This window comes from Pseudomonas sp. BF-R-24 (assembly GCF_019947335.1).
Taxonomy (GTDB): Bacteria; Pseudomonadota; Gammaproteobacteria; order Pseudomonadales; family Pseudomonadaceae; genus Aquipseudomonas; species Aquipseudomonas jessenii.
The window spans coordinates 13,223-33,729 of the sequence record NZ_JAGYGG010000026.1 but is presented as its reverse complement, the minus strand read 5'-3'; the positions used below and the strand labels follow the sequence as shown (position 1 = coordinate 33,729).

The following is a 20,507-nucleotide window of genomic DNA, read 5'->3' as shown; positions in this document are numbered from 1 at the left end:
CGCGAATGGACCTCTGCAAATGAGGAGGGGTCAGGCAAATAATTGAAACGGCGGGGATCAGTCCCGGCGCACGGACTCCGCCAGCGCGCCCGGCGAACGCAGGACGGAGCCCAGCTCCACCTTGCTTTTCACACCGAGTTGCAAGTAGCAATTGCGCAGGTAGGTGCGCACGGTCGACGGGCTCAAGGCGAGCATTCTGGCGATTTCCTTGTAGGAGTGGCCCGCGGCGAACAGCATCGCCGCCGTGCGCTCCCGAGGTGCCAGGCCGTCCCCGCCCGACGGTGCTTCGAGGGACAGGATGACGTGTTCGGCGTTGGGGCTCAGGGTCAGGGCGCAGCGGCCCAGACGGATCACGCAGGGGGCTTTGGACAATTGCGCGATCACCTCCGGTGGCAGCGTGGAACCGCTCCAGCCGGGCAGTTCGCGCTGGATGGCGACGCACAACCTGGCCCCCACATAGAGCAGACTGCCGTCCATGCGCGCGACGCCAAAATCACTCGCGCCGTTTTCGCTGTCGAAGCGAATCATGTCCTGCACCTGAAACCGCCACAGCTGGAACAGGTGATCGCAGAACGCCGAAAACAGCTCGGCTTCGTTCTCCTCGAACGCCTGTTCATCCTGCCCCCGGTAGAGGCAGACGAAAAACATCAGGCCGCTTTCGGGCAATTCGTAGGTGATGCTCATCAAGTGATAGAGATCGAAGCGCCGGGCGAAATCATTGACCGCCTCGCAAGGGTCGTTGAAACCCGTGTCGCATACCACCTCACCGGGACGATTGAGCGTGGCGTAGGAGAATTGATCGTTGGCCGCCACCGGATGCCATTCGGCGGCAAAGGATTCAGGAAGATTGATGCTGCCATGCATCCAGCTTTGCATGGGCACCTCAGGACCTGGTGCAGACATTTCGCCCCACCAGGCAGATGCGAAGGGCACCAGCTGACCGAATGCCTGCAGGCCATCGGCGATGAACCGCGACGCCCCGCTCTCCCGCGCCAGCCGCCCCAGGTGCAATACGCAATGATTGAACGCCTTCAGCGTGGCCAACGCCCCGTCGTCGCCGACCTTGTTCCCCTCCTCCATCATGGCGATCCCGTTCACTGCATGGTCTGTTGCCGGGACGATGCCATAGCGCCGGGAATGGCGTCCAGTTCGCCGTGACATCAGCAGTTACAACAACCGCTCAGCCGTACAACTGCGGCCGCCGGTCCCGATGCAGGTCATTGCGCGCACTGATGCGCTTGTTGCGCGCCTCGGCGAGGTTCAGCGTGGCCAGCAACATCTGCTCGCCACCCTGCTCCGCCGGCCCGGCCAACGGGTAGCCGTCGGCATCGACGATGACCGAGCCCTGGACCCAACCGACTCCACGCTCATGGCCATAGCGATCACAGGCGGCGATGAACATGCGGTTGACCGAGGCATTGGCCTGCACCCGCAGCACTTCGGCCGGGCGCTCGGTTGGCGGCCGCGGACCGTCGGGCCAATTGACCGGCGCGCACAACAGTTCGGCCCCGGCCAGCGCCGGAAGACGCACCCACTCGGGGAATTCCAGGTCGTAGCAAATCAGCATGCCGAGCCGTCCATGCAGCGTTTCGACCACCGGCGGTGGCGCATCGCCGGCCGTGAAGATGTCCTTCTCTGCATCCCACAGATGCGCCTTGCGGTACACCGCGCGCAGGCCGTTGGCGTCGATCATCGCCGCGCTGTTGGCCAATTCATCAGCGGGCAGGCGCTCGCAGAAGCCGCCGACGATCACCAGGTTCAGCTCACGGGCCAGGGCCTGCCACAGTTGCAAGGTCGGACCATCAACGGTTTCCGCCAGGCCCAGCGCCTCAAAGCGGTCGGCAAACAGATAGCCGCTCTGCACCAGTTCGGGCAGCACGACGACTTGCGCGCCCTGAAAGGCTGCCTGGCGAATCGCGCGTTCGGTGAGCGTGCGGTTGTAGGCCAGGTCGCCTATTTTCGGTGCCAGTTGGCAGCAGGCGACCACTGTGTTTTTAGCGTTGTTCAACGCACTGTCTCCGCAGATGAATGGGTCATGGCGACGATGTCGCTTTCGCTCAGCGCGTCGATCACCCGGCGTTCGGCGGCCAGATCAATCGAGCGACTGAGCAGGTAGTAGGTCAGCCCCGACACCACAAGCCCCACCAGCCAGGCGATGTCCACGCCTTCAAGCATCCGCGCCAGCGGACCAACGAACACTTCCTTGTTGGCCGCTGCGTTGAAGATGTAGAAGAACGGCACCATCGCGGCGAAGCCGATCAGGTACGAAACGATGCCGCGAAATTGCCAGGCGCCGTAGATGCCTTTTGGCGTGAAGAAATGCGGGATCGCATAACGGCCCTTGCGCACGAAGAAGTAGTCCACCAGGTTGACGGCGGTCCACGGCACGAGGAAGTACAGCAGCAACACCAGGAAGGTGTTCAGCAGAGCGATGCCGTCACCTTTGATCGACAGCACGCAGGTCAACAGGATGACGCTGATCACACTGATCGACAGCACACGGGCGCGGGGTGTCGGGGTGATTTTTTTGATCGAGTCGACGCCGGTCAGCAGCGTCAGCATGGCGCTGTAGGTGTTGAGCGCGATGATCGGCAGGAAACCCGCCACCGAAACGATCACCAGCAGATTGCCCAGCCCCGGAATCATCGACGAGCCGACCTGATTCAACGCCACCAGCGCATCCGCCGCTTTCAATTGCTGCGCCAGCCAGGCACCGAGGCCGATCATCCAGCTGCCCGACAACGAGGCGCCGATGAACACCGCCGCAATCAGTTTCGTCCGGCTGGTGTTTTTCGGCAGGTAACGGGAATAGTCGGACACGTAGGGCGCATAGGAAATGTTGTAGCTGGCACCGATGGCGAACAACGTGGCGAAGGCCACCCAGTTGAAGCCCAGATCGGTCGCCGGCGTGACGCCTTCCTGACCGGCACCGAACATCAGGGCGATGGTCACCAGTGCGTACAGCGGCAAGGTCGCCAGCAAGGCCCACTTGAAGGCCTTGTGCATCAGGTCGTGGCCGTAGATCGACAACAGCGCGCCGATCAGCACCACGGCCACGGCGACGATGGTCGGGTCGATGCCGAACACATGTTCAAGGCCGTTCATGATCAGCGAGATGTTCACCACGTTGAAACCGACGAACACAAACATCGTCGCCATCAACGCCAGGATCACCCCGCGATAACCGAACTGCGCACGGGACTGGATCATCTGCGGCAGGCCCATTTCCGGGCCCTGGGAGCCGTGGAACGCCATGAAAATGGTGCCGAACATGATGCCCAGGGCACCGGCGAGCATGGTCCACAGCGCCGACAAGCCGAGGCTCGGGCCGACAAAGCCGATGGAGATGGTGAAGAAGTGGAAATTGCCGAGGAACCAGAATGGGCCCTGGCTGCTGAGTTTGGCGTGACGTTCGTTTTCCGGAATGTAATCGATGGAGTGGCCTTCGATGGCCAACCCGCCGCTCGCCTCGGTGGCGTGCGCAGACACTGGGGAACCTGACATACGATTGTTCCTATGCTGTTGTTTGTTGTTTTTGTGGGTACAGCGCTCGCTACGACGTCCAGTTCAGGTGAAACTCCAGAAAAAGCTGACGATGACGCTGGTTTCACGGCAATGTAGGGCGTGAGTTCTGGCAGTAAAATATCGCAGGCACACTGTTCACATAGATCAGCATCTATGTAAGCGAGAATCGGGAGCCCCCATGCTGGGAACTGTAACGGAGCTGGATCTGCGTCTGATCCGGGTATTTCTGACCGTCGTCGAAGCGGGCGGCATCTCGGCGGCACAAACCGCTCTCAACACCACGCAACCCACGATCAGCGCGCAACTGGCAACGCTGGAAGCGCGGGTCGGTTTCCGCCTGTGCGAGCGTGGGCGCGGCGGGTTTTCCGTGACGCCCAAAGGTACTCAATTCATCGAGGCGGCCCGACGCCTGCTGGCGGCGGCCGAGGGTTTCCGGGTGGAAGTGCAACACATCAACCGCAAAGTCTCGGGCAGCATCAACATCGGTTTGCTAGGGCAAATCGACCCGGTGGCGAACAGGAAAATCGGCCAGGCCATTGCCCGTTTGCGGGCGCGGCACGAGGGGCTGTACTTCCACTTCACCGAGCTGTCGTCGTCGCTGCTGGAAGAAAAAATCATCAATGGCCATATCGACCTGGCCATCGGTTACTTCTGGCACCGTTTGCCCAGCATCGATTATTTCCCGCTGTTCCCGGAAACCCAGATTGCCTACTGCGCGCCCTCGCATCCACTGTTCGACCAGGTTGGCGCGCTGACCCGGGAAGATGTCAGCGGGTTTGACTGGGTCTGGCCGAGCCATCCGCTACCGGAAATGCCGGCCCCCACCTCCATCGAACGCCTGACCGTGCTCACCGACAGCATGGACGGCGCGGCCCTGCTGATTCTGTCCGGCCAGCACCTGGGGTTTCTGCCGCAGCACTACGCGACCCGGCATGAACAGCTGGGGCAGTTGCACCCGCTGAACCCGGATCTGCTGCGCTATGAGGTGAGCTTTCATGCGGCGGTGCGGCATTCGGCGCGGCAGCGGGATCTGGTGAGTGCGTTCCTGAACGAGCTGATCGAGATTTTCGGTTCACCCTTGTAGGAGCGAGCCGGCTCGCGATGGACTTCCGGGCACCGCTGGGTATCTGGCCCCCCGCGTTATCGTTAACGTCCATCGCGAGCCGGCTCGCTCCTACAAGGGGGGCGCAATGGTGTTATCAGAAGCGGATTTCAGCAGCCGGGACCACATCGATCCGGGCCACCGAGCCGCTCAGATCTGCCCAATCCTTGTTGTGTTGGGCAATGATGTCCTCGGCAGTGACATTGCCATTGTCGACGGTGGAGTGCGCGTCGGCGGCCAACACCACGTCATAGCCCAATTGATGCGCCTGACGCAGGGTTGCATTCACGCAGTAATCGGTTTGCAGGCCGCTGATGACCAGCCTTTCGAAGTCTTCTACCGGCAACAACCGTTGCAGGTTGGTCTGATAGAACGAATCACCAGTGGTTTTGCGTACGCGATGATCTTCGGGCGATGTTTGCAGCCCTTCGGCCAATTGCCAGCCCGGGACACCGTGTTTCAACAGACCATCCTCTTCTTCATGCTGGATCAGCACCACCGGAACGCCGGCCTTGCGCGCCCGGGCAGACAGGTCATTGATGGTGTCGATGACCCGTCCAATCTCGAAGCACTCGTACTCCCCGGAACACAAAGCCTGTTGGACGTCGATGATTAACAACGCAGTGGTCATGATTTCCTTCCTTGATATGTCGAGGGATCAGGGGACGAACATAAGCCCGTCCCCCTCCGGACACAACCCTCAATAACCCAGAGACAACCCGGTGTTACGCCGTGGGTCGTTCGCCCCGTAGAAACGGTTATTGCCTACCGGTTTGCCACCCAGGGATGGCGCGCCGACCAGGATCGCCGCCAGGTGGTTGGCATCCTGGGGACCGGCGAACTTGTGGCCCCAGCTCTCGAGGATTTTCACCGTGTCCGGGCTGGTGGTGAAGGCTTCCAGGTTGGTTTCCTCCGGCAGCCACTGCTGGTGGAAACGCGGTGCATCCACCGCCTCCTGGATGTTCATGCCGTAGTCGATCACGTTGAGCATGGTCAGCAATGTCGCGGTGATGATGCGGCTGCCGCCCGGAGTGCCGACCACCATCACCACTTTGCCGTCCTTGGTGACGATGGTCGGGCTCATGGATGACAGCGGCGCTTTGCCGGGCGCGATGGCGTTGGCCTCGCCCTGCACCAGGCCGTACATGTTCGGTACGCCGATCTTCGAGGTGAAGTCGTCCATTTCATCGTTGAGGATGACCCCGGTCTTGCTCGCCATCACGCCGGCTCCGAACCAATCGTTGAGGGTGTAGGTCACCGACACTGCGTTGCCCCACTTGTCGACGATGGAGTAATGGGTGGTGTTGCTGCCTTCATGGGGCGCTACGCCGGGCTTGAGTTCACTGGACACCGCTGCTTTTTGTGGTTTGATCGCCTCGCGCAGCTTGGTCGCGTAGTTTTTATCCAGCAGGTGGGCAATCGGGTTCTTCACGAAATCCGGGTCGCCCAGGTAGCTGTTGCGATCCACATAGGCGTGGCGCATCGCCTCGATCTGATAGTGCATGCCCTGGGCCGAGTGGTAGCCCAGTTCCTTCATCGGGTAGCCTTCGAGGATGTTCATGATCTCGCAGATCACCACGCCGCCGGAGCTCGGTGGCGGTGCGGAAACCACGTGGTAACCACGGTAGTCGCACTCGATGGGCGCCAGTTCACGGGTCTTGTATTTGTCGAGGTCGGCCTGGGTGATAATGCCCTTGTTGGCCTGGCTGGAGGTGACGATGGCATCGGCCACCCAGCCTTTATAGAAACCGTCGGCGCCTTTGTCGGAGATCTCCCGCAAGGTCTTGCTCAGGTCCTTTTGCACCAGTTTCTGGCCGACCTGCATCGGCTCGCCGTTGCTCAAGAAGATCGAGCCGGAATCCTTGATGTCCTTCTTGAACATGTCGGTGGCGTAGTCCAGCAGATCGACATCCCCCTGCTCCAGCACGAAACCGTCTTCGGCCAGTTTGATGGCCGGGGCGATGATTTCCTTGCGCGGCTTGGTGCCGTACTTGGACAGCGCCAGTTCCATGCCCGATACCGTGCCCGGCACACCCACGGCCAGGTGGCCACGGGTACTCAGATCGGGGACGACATTACCCTCCTTGTCCAGGTACATGTTGGCGGTTGCGGCGAGAGGGGCTTTTTCACGGAAGTCGAGGAAGGTCTTGCGCCCGTCCGCCAGTTGAATGGTCATGAAACCACCGCCGCCGAGGTTGCCTGCCGCGGGGTACACCACTGCCAGCGCATAGCCGACCGCGACCGCCGCATCCACGGCATTGCCGCCGTTCTTGAGCACATCCACGCCCACATGGCTGGCCAGGTGCTGGGCCGTGACCACCATGCCGTTTTCCCCGGTAGCCGGGGCCACGGAGGCGGCATGGGCGGTCAGGCAGCTGAGCGCCAAGGAGGTCGCAATCAGCGATTTGGCAAAAGGTTCGTACTTCATGAGTCGGTCTCTTCTTGTTATTAAACAGGGGAACGTTTCGAAAGCAGTAGCCAAGTATGGTCGGGATTACGTATTGCGCCTCCCCGCCGAGGCAGTATCCTTAACGCCTGTTCAGCAATTTTGCGCGAGCCCTTGCATGACCTATACCTGCACCACCGTGGCTTCCCCCGTGGGCCAGTTGAAGCTGGTCGCGAACGGCTCACGACTGGCGGCCATCCTCTGGGAAAACGACAAACCCGGGCGGGTGCGCCTGGGACCGATGAGCGAAGCGCCGGACAATCCGATCCTGATGCGCACGGCTGCGCAGCTACGCGAATATTTTTCCGGCACCCGCGATCGCTTCGAACTGGATCTGGATTTTGCCGGCACGGAATTTCAGAAGAAGGTCTGGGCGGCGCTGCTGACCATCCCGTTCGGCGAGACGCGCAGCTACAGCCAGATCGCCGAACAGATCGGTAACCCGGCAGCGGTCAGGGCGGTGGGTGCGGCGAATGGCAAGAACCCGATTTCGATCGTGGCGCCCTGTCATCGGGTGGTTGGCGCGTCGGGCAAGCTCACCGGGTTTGCCGGTGGGCTTGAGGCGAAGGCGTTGTTGCTGACCCTGGAGGGCTGCGAGTGGTCAGGCGCCAGTCGCATGGATGATTTGTTTTAGGGACGCACTGCATCTTTGTGGCGAGGGGGCTTGCCCCCGTTGGACTGCGCAGCGGTCCCAAAAGCATTTGTACTTTTATTCTGGACGTTCGCACGCTCCGCGATGACGACTGCTTCGCAGCCGAACGGGGGCAAGCCCCCTCGCCAAAAAAGCCCTTCCGCCACAGGGTCAGGTTGGGGCGAAGAGGTTTTTCATCGCCGCATACTGCAACAGCATGATGGTCTTGGCATCGCAGATTTCGCCACGGTAAAACGCTTCGAGCGCGTCCTCGAACGTCCACTCCAGCACTTCCAGCTCTTCGGTTTCCGCCTCCAGTCCGCCACCGTCACTGACTTTCGACTTCGCGTCGTATTCGGCAATGAAAAAGTGCAGTTTTTCCGTCACCGAACCGGGGCTCATGTACGCCTCGAACACCTTCTGCACATTGTGCACGCGGTAACCCGTTTCCTCCTCCGCTTCATCGCGGATGCGGTCTTCAGGTGCCGCGCCTTCCAGCAGCCCCGCCGCCACTTCGATCAACAGCCCATCGTGACCGTTGACGAATACCGGCAGGCGAAATTGCCGGGTCAGTACCACGGTTTTCTTTTCGCGGTTGTACAGGAGAATCGCCGCGCCATTGCCACGGTCGTAGACCTCCCGGACCTGGCGTTGCCACTCGCCGTTGTTGCGTTGGTAATCGAAGGTGATTTTCTTGAGCAGGTACCAGTCGTGGGACAACACCTGAGACTCAAGGATATTGACCCGCTCGGCTGTGTTCGACATGACAACGCGTCCTGTGATTTGTCTGAGGGTCCACATGTTAAGTGAAAACGCACAGCCTTTGCCCCCTCAAGCAAGCTGCGCCTTGTACTCCTTCTCGTATTGTCCGGCCAATGACTTTTTCTGTTTGTCGTTGAGCAGCTTGCCAGCCATCTGGAAGAACTTCTGTTCTTCTTCCTCGAGGTGATGATGCACTTTCTCCGAGAGTTTCTTCGCGGTCACCAGCCACGCCGGGCTGGACATCTCGGTGTCGTCCAGTTCCTCCATCATTTCGTCCATTTCGTGATGTTCGGCGATGCCATGACGGCTGAGGTCGATACCGTTGTCGACCTCCATCAACGGGATGTAGAAATGCCGCTCTTCGGCCGTGGCGTGTGCCTGCAATTCAGACTTGAGTTGCTTGTACGCCTCGACCCGCTCAGGCGTATCGCCGCTGGTATGGATCAGCGCCTTTGCATAGGTCCGTTGGCGTTCGTGGCTTTCACGCAAGGCTTCAAAAATGTTCACGGGGTGGTTGTCCTCATCAGCTGCGTTCTGGAGTGACGCGTCTTAAGGAATGACAGCTGCGCATTGGCCACGGTTCAACTTTTCCGGGGATGGAACAATCGCGACAACCGGGATAGGCTGCGGTTTCACTGCCATAAGGATATAGCCATGAACCTGCGTATCGAACGCAAGCACAACCCCAGCACCGAAGAGCGCGAGGCGATCCTCGTGCCGTTACGCGCCTACAACTCCTCGAAGTCTGCAAGCCCGCCACCGGAACATATCGCGTTGCTGATACGCGACGACAACGACGAAATCGTCGGCGGCGTTTACGCCCGGTTGTTCTATCAGTGGTTGTTCATAGACTTGCTGGCGGTGCCGGAACAGGCCCGGGGACAAGGCATGGGCACCCGGTTGATGCAGATGGCCGAAGACCTTGCACGGGAAAAGGAATGCGTCGGTCTGTGGCTGGAAACCTTCGAGTTCCAGGCGCCGGAGTTCTACAAGAAATGCGGCTACAGCGAGATCGGCCACATTGCCGATTACCCGCCGGGCCACAAGCACTTCTTCTTCCAGAAGCGCCTGAATTACTGACCACACACAAAACAACTGTGGGAGCGGGCTTGCTCGCGAAAGCGGTCTATCAACCAACATTGATAGCGACTGACACTAATGTCTTCGCGAGCAAGCCCGCTCCCACAAGTTACTGCGCAAGCCTTCGAATCACAGGCAAGTCGCCAACGCCGCCAACCGGCGCTTGGCCACGAAATCATCCTTCTGAGCGTAGTAGCTCAACACCGTGCCCGAGGCATCGGTGGTCACGTCGACGAAAGACTCCGCCGAACGGGTGTAAACCGTCGTGCCGCCCTTCTCCCCCGGTTGCAGATAGGCAGCGGCATCGACGCCGAACACGGCCTCGTCCTGCCAGGAAAACTGCACGCACTGGGCGACGTCTTTTCCCGGTTTTTCCGAGTTCAGGGTCTTGTACGGGGCCTTGGTGCGGGCGTCGTTCATCGCCGAGCCGGCGCATCCGGCCAGCAACGTCACGGCCAGCGCTACCATCAGAATTCGCATTGCATTCACTCATCAGGAAAAAGCGGACTTTATCACCCCGGCGGGCCGTATCGTTCTGCTTTACTGCATTTATACCGCGACAGCGCGCAACGATTCGCGCACCCTGTCGCGCCAATAACGCCCCATCGCACCCATGACTGGAACCCTGATGACACCTAATGCCGAGTTCTACAAACCGAGCACTGAATATGCCGACAAGCTGATCAGCCAGATCGGTCAGACGCCTTCCTGGATTGCCAAGCGAATCGGCGTCACCGACAAGCGGATTCGTTACATCCTCGACGGCGAAAGAACCGTCAAAGGCGAAACCACGCCGATCCAGATGACCTACACCGAACAGTTTGCCCTCGAATGCCTGGCGGCAGCGGCCAAGGCCAGTAAGAAGCAGTCTTCGTAATCCCATCCAAGGAGCGACCATGGCGGCAACCGAGCAGCAACATGAGCAGGCACTGAAGCGGTTTCTCGATGCGCGCCCCGAGTTGCGCGAAGAACTCGACCACCTCAACCCGCTGTTGGCTCAGGCCAAGGGTGAAACGGCGGCACAGTATCGCGAAGAACGGCTGCACGAAGCGTTTGAAGCTGAAGCTGAACGCCAGCAGTTGTTCGCCTGGGAACTGACGTTGCAGTTAACTGCCGCCACGCCCCGGGACTACGAAGCGCAGCGCCTTGAGGTGCACCGGGAAGTGGCGGAAATGGCCGGCATGGACTGGCTGGAATATTGCGAGTTGAATGGGATAAAACCGTAAACACTGTTCATGGAGGCCATCGCCGATGCTGCCCAACACCGCCAGGACCCACGCCAGCCCAGGTCATTTGCACACACAGAAATGGCGCGGGCGCATAGGCTTGAGCCTGGTGGCCATGCTCTCGGTACTCGCCGGCATGACCGACGCCATCGGTTTCATGGCCAGCGGCGACTTCGTCTCGTTCATGAGCGGTAATACCACCCGGATGGCGGTCGCCATCAGTACTGGTGACCTTGGGTTGACCCTGCGCCTGGTGATCCTCATCGCCACCTTCATCGTCGGCAACGCGCTGGGCATTATCGTCAGCCGCCTGGGCAGACGCCGGACCCTGCCCTTGTTACTGTGCATTGCCGCCCTGCTGTGCGCCGCCGCGGCCTGGTCGTATGACGAGCAACTGCCAGCCCTGCTGGCGGCGATCATCGCCATGGGCATGCTCAACGCCGCGGTGGAAGAAGTGAATGGCCTGCCGGTGGGCCTGACCTACGTTACCGGTGCCCTGTCGCGTTTCGGCCGCGGACTGGGCCGCTGGATGCTCGGTGAACGCCGTAGCGGCTGGCGGGTGCAGTTGATCCCCTGGACCGGCATGTTCGCCGGCGCGGTACTCGGTGCCGTGCTGGAACACCACCTGGGGCTCAAGGCGTTGTTTGCCAGTGGCCTGCTGGCTGCCGGGCTCGGGGTGCTGTCGTTGAAGATCCCGCGGCGTTGGCAGTTGGGGTATATGCCGCGCTGAGTCTGGTGTTGACTGGGCGGGCCTCATCGCGAGCAAGCTCGCTCCCACAGTGGACCTGTGGTGGTTGCTGATTTTGTGTCCGACGCAAATCCCTTGTGGGAGCGGGCTTGCTCGCGATGAGGCCCACCCAGACAACATCACTTTAGCCGCCCCGCCGATAAAGCATTATCATGGCGGCAGTTTCGCTGATCGAGTCCGTCATGAAGTTCGCCATCGCCGTATTTTCCGCCGCCCATGCGCCCTCCTCGCGCCGCGCCCTGCTGTTCGCCCAGGCCGCGCTGGCCGGCGGGCACGAGATTGTCCGGCTGTTTTTCTATCAGGACGGCGTCTACAACGCGTCCGCCAGCGTGGTCACGCCCCAGGATAAACCGGACTTGCCCAAGCAATGGCGTGCCTTTGTCAGCGACCATCAACTCGATGGCGTGGTGTGCATCGCCGCCGCGCTGCGTCGTGGCGTGTTGAACGAGGAAGAAGCCAGGCGCTATCAGCGTGAGGCTGTAGCCGTCGGCGCACCGTGGGAATTGTCCGGCCTCGGCCAATTGCATGACGCCGCGCAGGATGCCGACCGTCTGATCTGTTTCGGAGGCGCATGACATGGCCAAATCCATATTGATCATCAGCCGCCAGTCGCCATGGTCCGGCCCAGGCGCGCGGGAAGCGCTGGATATCGTGCTGGCCGGGGGCGCTTTCGATCTGCCGATCGGCCTGTTGTTTCTCGATGACGGCGTGTTCCAGCTGGCCGCCGGTCAGAACGCCAAGGCCCTGCAACAGAAAGACCTGAGCGCCAACCTGCAAGCCCTGCCGATGTTCGGTGTCGAGGAACTGTTTGCCTGTGGCGACAGCATCACCCAGCGTGGCCTGGACCCCAGCAGCCTGTCGCTGGAAGAAGCCCAGGTATTGGCCGCCCACGAAATCACCGCCCTCATTGACCGTTACGACCAGGTGATCACCCTCTGATGTCGACTTTGCATGTGTTGTCTCATTCCCCGTTCGGCGACGAACGCCTGACCAGTTGCCTACGCGTGATCGGCGCCAACGACGGGTTGCTGTTGTCCGGTGATGCCGCCTATGCGTTGCAACCAGGCACCGCGCCGTTCACTGCGCTCAGCGCACGTGGCCTGAAGCTGTTCGTGCTGGCCGAAGATGCCCAGGCCCGTGCGCTTGCGGTTCCAGACTGGGCCAGTGCCATCGATTACCCGGCCTTCGTCGAGCTGTCGATTCACTACGACAAGGTCAACAGTTGGCTATGAAGGCATTGACGGTCGGCCCCCGCGCCATCGAACTGGACAAGGACGGTTTCCTGGTCGAACTGAGTGACTGGTCCGCCGATGTGGCCAGTGCCCTGGCGGCGGCCGAAGACATCGAGTTGACGCCCGAACACTGGGAAGTCCTCGAACTGCTGCGCAGTTTCTACGCCGAATTCCAGCTGTCACCGGCCACCCGCCCGTTGATCAAGTACACCGCCCTGAAACTCGGCCCGGAAAAAGGCAACAGCCTGCACCTGAACCGACTGTTCAAAGGCACTCCCGCCAAACTCGCCGCGAAACTGGCGGGCCTGCCCAAACCGACGAATTGCTTATGACCGATTACCCAGCACTGACACTCGAAACGCCCGCCGAGCATCCGTTCGCCCAGTTCGTACGGATCCTTGGCAAAGGCAAGCGCGGCGCCCGTGACCTGACCCGGGTCGAGGCCCGGGAAGCCATGGGCATGGTGCTCGATGAAAAGGTCGAGGAAACCCAGCTCGGCGCCTTCCTGATGCTGTTGCGGCACAAGGAAGAAAGCTTCGAGGAGATGGCGGGTTTCACCGAGGCATTGCGCGAACGCCTGAATCCTCCGGCAATGGCAGTGGATCTGGATTGGCCGACCTATGCCGGCAAGAAGCGGCACTTGCCGTGGTATCTGCTGGCGGCCAAGTGCCTGGCGCAAAACGGCGTGCGGATTTTCATGCACGGCGGCGGCGCCCACACGGCCGGACGCTTGTACAGCGAGCAACTGCTGGGCGAATTGAACATCCCGTTGTGCCGTAACTGGCAACAGGTGGGTTCGGCGCTGGATAACGGCGGCCTGGCCTTCATGCCATTGATGGACTGGGCGCCACAGCTGCAACGCATGATCGATCTGCGCAACACCCTGGGCCTGCGCTCGCCGATCCACTCGCTGGCGCGGATCCTCAACCCACTGGGCGCCCGTTGTGGCCTGCAGAGCATTTTCCACCCGGGTTATCAGGCCGTGCATCGCGACGCCAGTGGATTGCTCGGTGATACCGCCATTGTGATCAAGGGCGATGGCGGCGAGATCGAGATCAACCCGGACGCCGACAGTCACCTGTACGGCACCACCGGGGGCGAGAGCTGGGACGAGGAATGGCCGCAGTTGTCGGCGCAGCGTCACGTCAAACCTGCCTCGCTTGATCCTGAGCATTTGAAAGCGGTCTGGCGTGGCGACGTGGTCGACAGCTACCCGCAAATGGCCCTGATCTCGACCATGGCCTTGGCCCTGCGTGGCCTCGGCCAGACCCGCGAACAGGCCTTCGAAACCGCTGAAAAATACTGGGCTGCGCGGGACAAATCGATTTAATCGATCATTCGCGCCCGATCTTTGCGCTTTTTGTTCGAACTCATCGGAATAGACTCAACTCCATCGATTATGGGTTTCGGGAGTCTTGAACATGGGTTTGTTAGTGGATGGCCGCTGGCAGGACAAGTGGTACGAGAGCAGCAAGGACGGCGCGTTCCAGCGCGAACAGGCACAGCGTCGCAACTGGTTGACCGCTGACGGCAAGCCGGGACCGACCGGCGTCGGCGGTTTCGCGGCTGAGCCCGGGCGCTATCACCTGTACGTGTCCCTGGCCTGTCCATGGGCCCATCGCACACTGATCCTGCGCAAACTCAAAGGCCTCGAAAACCTGATCGACGTTTCGGTGGTCAGTTGGTTGATGCTGGAAAACGGCTGGACCTTCGACCAGCACCTGGGGTCGACCGGCGACAAACTCGACCATTTCGAATTCATGCACCAGCGCTACACCGCCGACACCGCCGACTACACCGGTCGCGTCACCGTGCCGGTGCTGTGGGACAAACAGCAAAAGCGCATCGTCAACAATGAATCATCGGAAATCATCCGCATGTTCAATGGCGCCTTCGACGATCTGACCGGTAACGACCTGGACTTCTACCCGGCGCCGCTGCGGGGAGAAATCGATGCGTTGAACGAGCGGATTTACCCGGCGGTGAACAATGGCGTGTACCGCGCCGGGTTTGCTACCTCGCAACAGGCTTATGAACAAGCCTTCGATGAGGTGTTTGCCGAGCTGGACCGACTGGAGCTGCTACTGGGTGCCAACCGCTATCTGGCGGGCGAGTACCTGACCGAAGCGGACATCCGCCTGTTCACCACGCTGATTCGCTTCGACGCGGTGTACTACGGGCACTTCAAGTGCAACCTGCGGCGGATTGCGGATTATCCGAACCTGTCGAACTGGCTGCGGGAGATTTACCAGTGGCCGGGGATCGCCGAGACAGTGGATTTTGAACACATCAAGAATCACTACTACGCCAGCCACCGCACCATCAACCCGACGGGTGTGGTGCCGAAAGGCCCAGCCCAGGACTTCACCGCGCCCCATGATCGGGAGCGGTTGAGTGGGAAAGGGGTTTGGCGCAAGGCTTGAGATTTTTGGAGGACTTGAAGGCCTCATCGCGAGCAAGCTCGCTCCCACAATTGATTTGTGTCGTTCACAAATCCCCTGTGGGAGCGAGCTTGCTCGCGATGGGGGCAACTCGGTCTCAGACCTGCCCCTGAGCCCCTTCGAACCACGCCAGTTTCTCGCGCAGTTGCACCACTTCACCCACGATCACCAAGGTCGGCGCATGCACTTCATGCTCTGCCACCAGTCGTGGCAGGTCCGCCAGGGTGCCGGTAAACACCCGCTGGTTGACCGTGGTGCCCTGCTGGATCAGTGCCGCCGGGGTATCGGCGGCGCGACCATGCTTGATCAACTGTTCGCAGATGATCGGCAAGCCCACCAGCCCCATGTAGAACACCAGGGTTTGCGCCGGGGCGACCAGATCGGCCCATGGCAAATCGCTGGAGCCGTCCTTGAGGTGGCCGGTGATGAAACGCACCGACTGCGCATAATCGCGGTGGGTCAGCGGAATCCCGGCATAGGCCGCGCAACCGCTGGCTGCCGTGATCCCCGGCACGACCTGGAACGGGATGCCATGGGCCGCCAGTTCTTCGATCTCCTCGCCACCACGACCGAAGATGAACGGATCGCCGCCCTTCAATCGCACCACACGCTTGCCTTGCATGGCCAGATCCACCAATTGCTGGTTGATCTGATCCTGCGGCACCGCGTGATCGGATCGGCGCTTGCCGACGTAAACCCGCTCGGCGTCGCGACGGCACAGTTCGAGAATCGCCGGTGCCACCAAACGATCGTACAGCACCACGTCGGCTTGCTGCATCAGACGCAATGCCTTGAACGTCAGCAGGTCGGGATCACCTGGCCCTGCACCCACCAGATAGACTTCACCGGTCGCCACTGGCGCCTCACCATCGATTTTCGCCTGGAGCAACCGCTCGGCTTCACCGCCCTGCCCGGCCAGTTGGCGATCGGCAACCGGGCCCTGGAAAACATCTTCCCAGAACGCCCGACGCTGCTGCACATCCGGAAACAGGCCTTTGACCTGATGACGGAATCGCGCAGCCAGCCCGGCCAATTGACCGTAGGTGGAAGGAATCCAGGTTTCGATCTTGGCGCGAATCAAGCGTGCCAGCACCGGCGCATCGCCGCCGCTGGACACTGCAATGATCAAGGGAGAACGGTCGACGATGGCCGGGAAGATCACGCTGCACAGGGCCGGCGCGTCCACCACGTTGACCGGCACGCAACGCCGATGGGCATCGGCGGAAACTTGTGCGTTCAGCGTTTCGTCGTCGGTGGCGGCAATGATCAGCCCGCAACCGTCCAGATCCGCCTCGGCGTAGCCACGCAACAGGCACTCGCCACCGCTGCCGGCAACCAGTTCACGCAATTGCGCTTCGATTTCAGGTGCAACCACCCGCAGCAGCGCACCGGCATCGGCCAGCAGGCGGGATTTGCGCAAGGCAATCTCCCCCCCGCCGACGACCAACACACGACTGCCGCGAAGGTTGTGAAACAGCGGCAGATAGTTCATTTAGCCGATGACCTCAAGGCCACCCATGTAGGGCTTGAGGACTTCAGGCACACGGATGGAACCGTCAGCCTGCTGATAGTTCTCGAGCACCGCGACCAGGGTACGGCCCACCGCCAGGCCGGAGCCGTTCAGGGTGTGTACCAGTTCCGGCTTGCCGGTTTCCGGGTTGCGGAAACGCGCTTGCATGCGGCGGGCCTGGAAGTCGCCGCAGTTGGAGCACGACGAGATTTCGCGGTACTTGTCCTGGCTCGGGATCCATACTTCCAGGTCGTAGGTCTTGACCGCGCTGAAACCCATGTCGCCGGTGCACAGCGCCAGAGTGCGGTAAGGCAGTTCCAGCAGTTGCAGGACTTTCTCGGCGTTGGCGGTCAGGCCTTCCAGCGCTTCCATGGATTTCGATGGCTCGACGATCTGCACCATTTCCACCTTGTCGAACTGGTGCTGGCGGATCATGCCGCGGGTGTCACGACCCGATGCACCGGCTTCGCTGCGGAAGCACGGCGTGTGGGCGACGAACTTGATCGGCAGCAGTTTCGAATCGACGATTTCGCCGGCGACGATGTTGGTCAGCGACACTTCGGCGGTCGGGATCAGGTACAGGTCGGCTTCGCCTTCGCGTGCGATCTTGAACAGGTCTTCTTCGAACTTCGGCAGCTGGCCGGTGCCTTGCAGCGCCGGGGCCTGGACCAGATAAGGCGTGTAGGCCTCTTCGTAGCCGTGCTCGGTGACGTGCAGGTTGATCATGAACTGCGCCAAGGCGCGGTGCAGACGGGCAATCGGGCCGCGCAGCAGGGCGAAACGGGCGCCGGACAGCTTGGCGGCGGTTTCGAAGTCCAGCCAGCCGAACTTCTCGCCCAGGGCGACGTGGTCCTGAACCGGGAAATCGAAGGCAGTCGGGGTGCCCCAGCGGCGCACTTCGACGTTGCCGTCTTCGTCTTCGCCGACCGGCACCGATTCGTGCGGCAGGTTGGGGATACCCAGCAGGATCGAGTCCAGATCGGTCTGGATCGCGTCCAGTTCGACTTTACCCGCGCTCAATTCGCCCGCCATGCGCTCGACGTCCGCCATCAGCGGCGCGATGTCTTCGCCGCGCTGCTTGGCCTGACCGATGGATTTGGAGCGCGCATTACGTTCAGCCTGCAGTGCTTCGGTGCGGGTCTGGACGGTCTTGCGCTGTTCTTCCAGCGCTTCGATGCGCGCAACATCCAGGGTATAGCCACGGGATGCCAGGCGGTCCGCTACGTCCTGAAGGTTGCTACGTAACAGTTTGGAATCGAGCATGTCGGTTTCTCGTTTATCAAAGTTTGGTCAAGGACAGGCCGGCCCAGGTGGCAAGCAGCCCGCCGAATACGCTGAGCGCCGCATAGCCCAGGGCTAGCGGCACTTGCCCGCTTTCCAGCAGGCGCACCGTATCCAGTGAAAAGGATGAAAAAGTCGTCAGCCCCCCGAGGAAGCCAACGATCAACCCGGCACGCACCTCGATGGGCACCTCCGGGCGTATCAAAAACAGACCGTATAGAACGCCGATCAGCAAACAGCCCACGATATTAACGGCCAGCGTCGCGGTATAGAAGTGCCGAGGCCAATTCGCGTTGATCCAGTTGCCCGTGACGAAGCGCAACAACGTGCCGGCCATCCCGCCGACGGAAACCGCAACGATCAAGGGAAGCACTATTTTCTCCGCTGCCTTGGGCTTAAACGGTCGAGTTTCGCCAGGTGATTGAGTTTTTCGCCGATCTTCAACTCCAGGCCACGGGGCACGGGCTGATAGAACGGGATCGGGTCGAGTTCTTCCGGGAAATAGTCTTCGCCAGCGGCATAGGCGTCCGGCTCATCGTGGGCATAACGGTATTCATCGCCGTAGCCCAATTGTTTCATAAGCTTGGTCGGCGCGTTGCGCAGGTGCAGCGGCACTTCCAGCGAGCCGTGCTCGGCGGCGGCGCGCAATGCCGTCTTGAAGCCCATGTACACCGCGTTGCTCTTTGGCGCGCAGGCCAGATAGGTGATGGCCTGGGCCACCGCCAGCTCGCCTTCGGGGCTGCCGAGGCGCTCCTGCACCTCCCAGGCCGCCAGGCACAGGCTCAGGGCGCGGGGATCGGCATTGCCAATGTCTTCGCTGGCCATGCGCACCACGCGCCGGGCCAGGTACAAGGGGTCGCAACCGCCGTCGATCATCCGTGCGAACCAGTACAAGGCGCCGTCGGGGTTGGAGCCGCGCACCGATTTATGCAGCGCGGAAATCTGGTCGTAGAACGCTTCGCCGCCCTTGTCGAACCGCCGGCGGGTATCACCGAGCAGGCTTTGCAGCAGGTCGGTGCCGATTTCGCCGTTGTCTTCCGCCAGGTCCGAGGCGTTTTCCAGCAGGTTGAGCAGGCGCCGACCATCGCCATCGGCGGCCGACAGCAGCATCTGGAAGCCTTCGTCGCTGAGGGTCAGGTTACGTTTGCCCAGACCACGCTCTTCGGTCAGCGCGCGGTGCACCAGTTTGCGCAGGGCCGCTTCGTCGAGGCTTTTCAGCACATAGACACGCGCCCGCGACAGCAAGGCGTTGTTGAGTTCGAACGAGGGATTTTCCGTGGTTGCGCCGATGAAAATCAGCGTACCGTCTTCGACATAGGGCAGGAACGCATCCTGCTGGGACTTGTTGAATCGATGCACTTCGTCGACGAACAGAATGGTGCGGCGGCCGTACTGCGCGGCCTGCTGCTTGGCGATTTCCACCGCCTGACGGATCTCCTTGACCCCGGCCAGCACTGCCGAGACCGTTTCGAAGTGCGCGTCCGAGACTTCCGCGAGCAATCGCGCCAGGGTGGTTTTGCCCACGCCCGGCGGCCCCCAGAAAATCATCGAATGCAGGGCACCCTGCTCCAGCGCCTCGCGCAGGGGCTTGCCGCGAGCGAGCACGTGTTCCTGACCGACGTACTCGTCCAGATTGGCCGCACGCAGGCGGGCGGCCAAGGGTTGGGCGATGGGGGTGCTGCGAAACAGATCCATGGCGTACGTTTAAAACCTCACTGGTTCTCTATTCCCTGTAGGAGCGAGCCTGCTCGCGATGGACGTCAACGATAACGCTGGCAGCCTGACACCCTGCGGTGTCTTTGCGTTCATCGCGAGCGAGCTCGCTCCTACAGAGGTTTTGCGTTTTATTCCTGGATCACATCCGCTCCCTTGGGGATGTCGAACTTGAACTTGGACGCAGGGATCGGCTCGTTCGCCTTCACCCCGGTGAACAGGATATTGGTGCGCTGGCCGACGCTGTCGATCAGTTGCATATCATTGACCAGGCCATTGCGGAACGACAGGCGCAGGCTGTCGAACAGGGTGTCCTTGGTTTTCGGCTTCAGGGTGAAGTCAATCACGCCGCCGGCTTCCTTGGCACTGATGTCGAAGCTCTGGCTGATCTTCGACACGTCACCGGACAACAGCAAGGCCGGGGTCTGGGTCAGGCGCTGGTCGAGGTTCTTGATGGTGGCCTGCTCCAGGTCCGGGTCCCACAAGGTGACTTTCTTGCCATCGGAGATCATGGTCTGTTCGGCCGGCGCATCGGTGTGCCAGTAGAACAGGCCCGGACGCTGCAGGGACATCTCGCCGGCGGTTTCCTGCAATTGGGTGCCTGTGCCATCAAGGGTCAGTTGCGAGAAACGTGCGGTCAGGGTCTGGGATTTTTCCAGCAGTTGGGTCAGGCGCGCCACGTCCTTGTCATCGGCGTTAGCCTGGAGCGTGGTCAAGGCCAGTACCGGCAGCAACAGCATGCGGATCAGACGCATGGGAGTCCTCATAACATTCGTGGGAGTGCGGGAGGCGCAAAGGCGCCCCCCTTTC

General features: G+C 61.2%; 25 protein-coding genes. 12 read left to right on the top strand and 13 right to left on the bottom strand.

Annotated features, from left to right (window positions below; translation table 11 throughout):
• Window positions 1–57 precede the first annotated feature (57 nt).
• The 3 genes from KGA98_RS19855 to KGA98_RS19845 all read right to left on the bottom strand — a co-directional run bounded on the left by KGA98_RS19855 (window position 58) and on the right by KGA98_RS19845 (window position 3,504).
• Window positions 58–1,080: a helix-turn-helix transcriptional regulator gene (locus KGA98_RS19855; RefSeq protein WP_223503363.1), complete on the bottom strand. Its 1,023-nt coding sequence runs from the start codon at window positions 1,078–1,080 to the stop codon at window positions 58–60.
• Between the two features lie 100 nt (window positions 1,081–1,180).
• Window positions 1,181–2,008: a nitrilase family protein gene (locus KGA98_RS19850; protein WP_223503299.1), complete on the bottom strand. Its 828-nt coding sequence runs from the start codon at window positions 2,006–2,008 to the stop codon at window positions 1,181–1,183.
• Window positions 2,005–3,504 (bottom strand): purine-cytosine permease family protein, encoded by a 1,500-nt coding sequence (locus KGA98_RS19845; protein ID WP_223503297.1) that lies wholly within the window; start codon window positions 3,502–3,504, stop codon window positions 2,005–2,007. Before KGA98_RS19845 ends, KGA98_RS19850 begins: the two co-directional genes overlap by 4 nt.
• Before the next feature lie 199 nt (window positions 3,505–3,703).
• Between KGA98_RS19845 and KGA98_RS19840 the strand changes: the two genes are divergently transcribed.
• Window positions 3,704–4,609 (top strand): LysR family transcriptional regulator, encoded by a 906-nt coding sequence (locus tag KGA98_RS19840; protein WP_150814734.1) that lies wholly within the window; start codon window positions 3,704–3,706, stop codon window positions 4,607–4,609.
• A gap of 115 nt (window positions 4,610–4,724) precedes the next feature.
• Here the strand turns inward: KGA98_RS19840 and KGA98_RS19835 are convergent, their stop codons facing one another.
• Window positions 4,725–5,258: a cysteine hydrolase family protein gene (locus tag KGA98_RS19835; RefSeq protein ID WP_223503296.1), complete on the bottom strand. Its 534-nt coding sequence runs from the start codon at window positions 5,256–5,258 to the stop codon at window positions 4,725–4,727.
• Between the two features lie 69 nt (window positions 5,259–5,327).
• The gene (gene ggt / locus KGA98_RS19830) at window positions 5,328–7,055 is read right to left on the bottom strand and encodes a gamma-glutamyltransferase (protein ID WP_154947854.1); all 1,728 of its coding nucleotides are present in this window, start codon (window positions 7,053–7,055) and stop codon (window positions 5,328–5,330) included.
• A gap of 136 nt (window positions 7,056–7,191) precedes the next feature.
• Between ggt and KGA98_RS19825 the strand changes: the two genes are divergently transcribed.
• Complete coding sequence (locus tag KGA98_RS19825) at window positions 7,192–7,707, top strand: methylated-DNA--[protein]-cysteine S-methyltransferase (RefSeq protein WP_223503295.1); 516 nt, start codon at window positions 7,192–7,194, stop codon at window positions 7,705–7,707.
• Between the two features lie 168 nt (window positions 7,708–7,875).
• Here KGA98_RS19825 and KGA98_RS19820 read toward each other — a convergent pair whose 3' ends face one another.
• Both KGA98_RS19820 and KGA98_RS19815 read right to left on the bottom strand, forming a co-directional pair.
• Window positions 7,876–8,469: an NUDIX domain-containing protein gene (locus tag KGA98_RS19820; RefSeq protein WP_223503293.1), complete on the bottom strand. Its 594-nt coding sequence runs from the start codon at window positions 8,467–8,469 to the stop codon at window positions 7,876–7,878.
• Between the two features lie 66 nt (window positions 8,470–8,535).
• Window positions 8,536–8,973: a hemerythrin domain-containing protein gene (locus KGA98_RS19815; protein WP_223503291.1), complete on the bottom strand. Its 438-nt coding sequence runs from the start codon at window positions 8,971–8,973 to the stop codon at window positions 8,536–8,538.
• A 147-nt stretch (window positions 8,974–9,120) separates the two neighbouring features.
• On the opposite strand from KGA98_RS19815, the gene KGA98_RS19810 reads away from it, so the two are divergent.
• Window positions 9,121–9,546, top strand: coding sequence for a GNAT family N-acetyltransferase (locus KGA98_RS19810; RefSeq protein WP_150814740.1), 426 nt, complete (start codon window positions 9,121–9,123; stop codon window positions 9,544–9,546).
• Between the two features lie 129 nt (window positions 9,547–9,675).
• Here the strand turns inward: KGA98_RS19810 and KGA98_RS19805 are convergent, their stop codons facing one another.
• On the bottom strand, window positions 9,676–10,026 hold the full coding sequence (locus tag KGA98_RS19805) for a hypothetical protein (RefSeq protein WP_090456593.1): 351 nt from the start codon (window positions 10,024–10,026) through the stop codon (window positions 9,676–9,678).
• A 148-nt stretch (window positions 10,027–10,174) separates the two neighbouring features.
• On the opposite strand from KGA98_RS19805, the gene KGA98_RS19800 reads away from it, so the two are divergent.
• The 9 genes from KGA98_RS19800 to KGA98_RS19760 all read left to right on the top strand — a co-directional run bounded on the left by KGA98_RS19800 (window position 10,175) and on the right by KGA98_RS19760 (window position 15,175).
• Window positions 10,175–10,423: a hypothetical protein gene (locus tag KGA98_RS19800; RefSeq protein WP_008015571.1), complete on the top strand. Its 249-nt coding sequence runs from the start codon at window positions 10,175–10,177 to the stop codon at window positions 10,421–10,423.
• Window positions 10,424–10,442: 19 nt separating this feature from the next.
• Window positions 10,443–10,772, top strand: coding sequence for a DUF6388 family protein (locus tag KGA98_RS19795; protein WP_102670523.1), 330 nt, complete (start codon window positions 10,443–10,445; stop codon window positions 10,770–10,772).
• A gap of 25 nt (window positions 10,773–10,797) precedes the next feature.
• Window positions 10,798–11,502 carry a YoaK family protein gene (locus tag KGA98_RS19790; protein WP_090456597.1) on the top strand — a complete coding sequence of 235 codons (705 nt, stop codon included), beginning with the start codon at window positions 10,798–10,800 and terminating at the stop codon, window positions 11,500–11,502.
• Window positions 11,503–11,702: 200 nt separating this feature from the next.
• The gene (tusD, locus tag KGA98_RS19785) at window positions 11,703–12,095 is read left to right on the top strand and encodes a sulfurtransferase complex subunit TusD (RefSeq protein WP_223503361.1); all 393 of its coding nucleotides are present in this window, start codon (window positions 11,703–11,705) and stop codon (window positions 12,093–12,095) included.
• 1 nt (window position 12,096) lies between these two features.
• Window positions 12,097–12,459 (top strand): sulfurtransferase complex subunit TusC, encoded by a 363-nt coding sequence (gene tusC, locus KGA98_RS19780; protein WP_223503289.1) that lies wholly within the window; start codon window positions 12,097–12,099, stop codon window positions 12,457–12,459.
• Window positions 12,459–12,752, top strand: coding sequence for a sulfurtransferase complex subunit TusB (gene tusB / locus KGA98_RS19775; RefSeq protein ID WP_057714180.1), 294 nt, complete (start codon window positions 12,459–12,461; stop codon window positions 12,750–12,752). The genes tusC and tusB overlap by 1 nt, the downstream gene beginning before the upstream one ends.
• Entirely contained in the window at window positions 12,749–13,084 is a 336-nt protein-coding gene (locus tag KGA98_RS19770; protein WP_057714179.1) for a TusE/DsrC/DsvC family sulfur relay protein, read from the top strand. The genes tusB and KGA98_RS19770 overlap by 4 nt, the downstream gene beginning before the upstream one ends.
• Window positions 13,081–14,082 (top strand): glycosyl transferase family protein, encoded by a 1,002-nt coding sequence (locus tag KGA98_RS19765; RefSeq protein WP_057714178.1) that lies wholly within the window; start codon window positions 13,081–13,083, stop codon window positions 14,080–14,082. The genes KGA98_RS19770 and KGA98_RS19765 overlap by 4 nt, the downstream gene beginning before the upstream one ends.
• 91 nt (window positions 14,083–14,173) lie before the next feature.
• Window positions 14,174–15,175, top strand: a complete 1,002-nt coding sequence (locus KGA98_RS19760; protein ID WP_223503287.1) for a glutathione S-transferase family protein — start codon at window positions 14,174–14,176, stop codon at window positions 15,173–15,175.
• Between the two features lie 115 nt (window positions 15,176–15,290).
• Here KGA98_RS19760 and cysG read toward each other — a convergent pair whose 3' ends face one another.
• The 5 genes from cysG to lolA form a co-directional block, all read right to left on the bottom strand.
• Complete coding sequence (cysG, locus tag KGA98_RS19755) at window positions 15,291–16,685, bottom strand: siroheme synthase CysG (RefSeq protein ID WP_223503285.1); 1,395 nt, start codon at window positions 16,683–16,685, stop codon at window positions 15,291–15,293.
• A complete protein-coding gene (serS, locus tag KGA98_RS19750) occupies window positions 16,686–17,966 on the bottom strand; it encodes a serine--tRNA ligase (protein ID WP_057714175.1) in 1,281 nt (426 codons plus the stop codon). It abuts the gene before it with no gap.
• A 16-nt stretch (window positions 17,967–17,982) separates the two neighbouring features.
• Entirely contained in the window at window positions 17,983–18,357 is a 375-nt protein-coding gene (gene crcB / locus KGA98_RS19745; RefSeq protein WP_057714174.1) for a fluoride efflux transporter CrcB, read from the bottom strand.
• Complete coding sequence (locus tag KGA98_RS19740) at window positions 18,357–19,679, bottom strand: replication-associated recombination protein A (RefSeq protein ID WP_090456609.1); 1,323 nt, start codon at window positions 19,677–19,679, stop codon at window positions 18,357–18,359. The genes crcB and KGA98_RS19740 overlap by 1 nt, the downstream gene beginning before the upstream one ends.
• A 149-nt stretch (window positions 19,680–19,828) precedes the next feature.
• Entirely contained in the window at window positions 19,829–20,452 is a 624-nt protein-coding gene (lolA, locus tag KGA98_RS19735; RefSeq protein WP_008049385.1) for an outer membrane lipoprotein chaperone LolA, read from the bottom strand.
• Window positions 20,453–20,507: the final 55 nt, after the last annotated feature.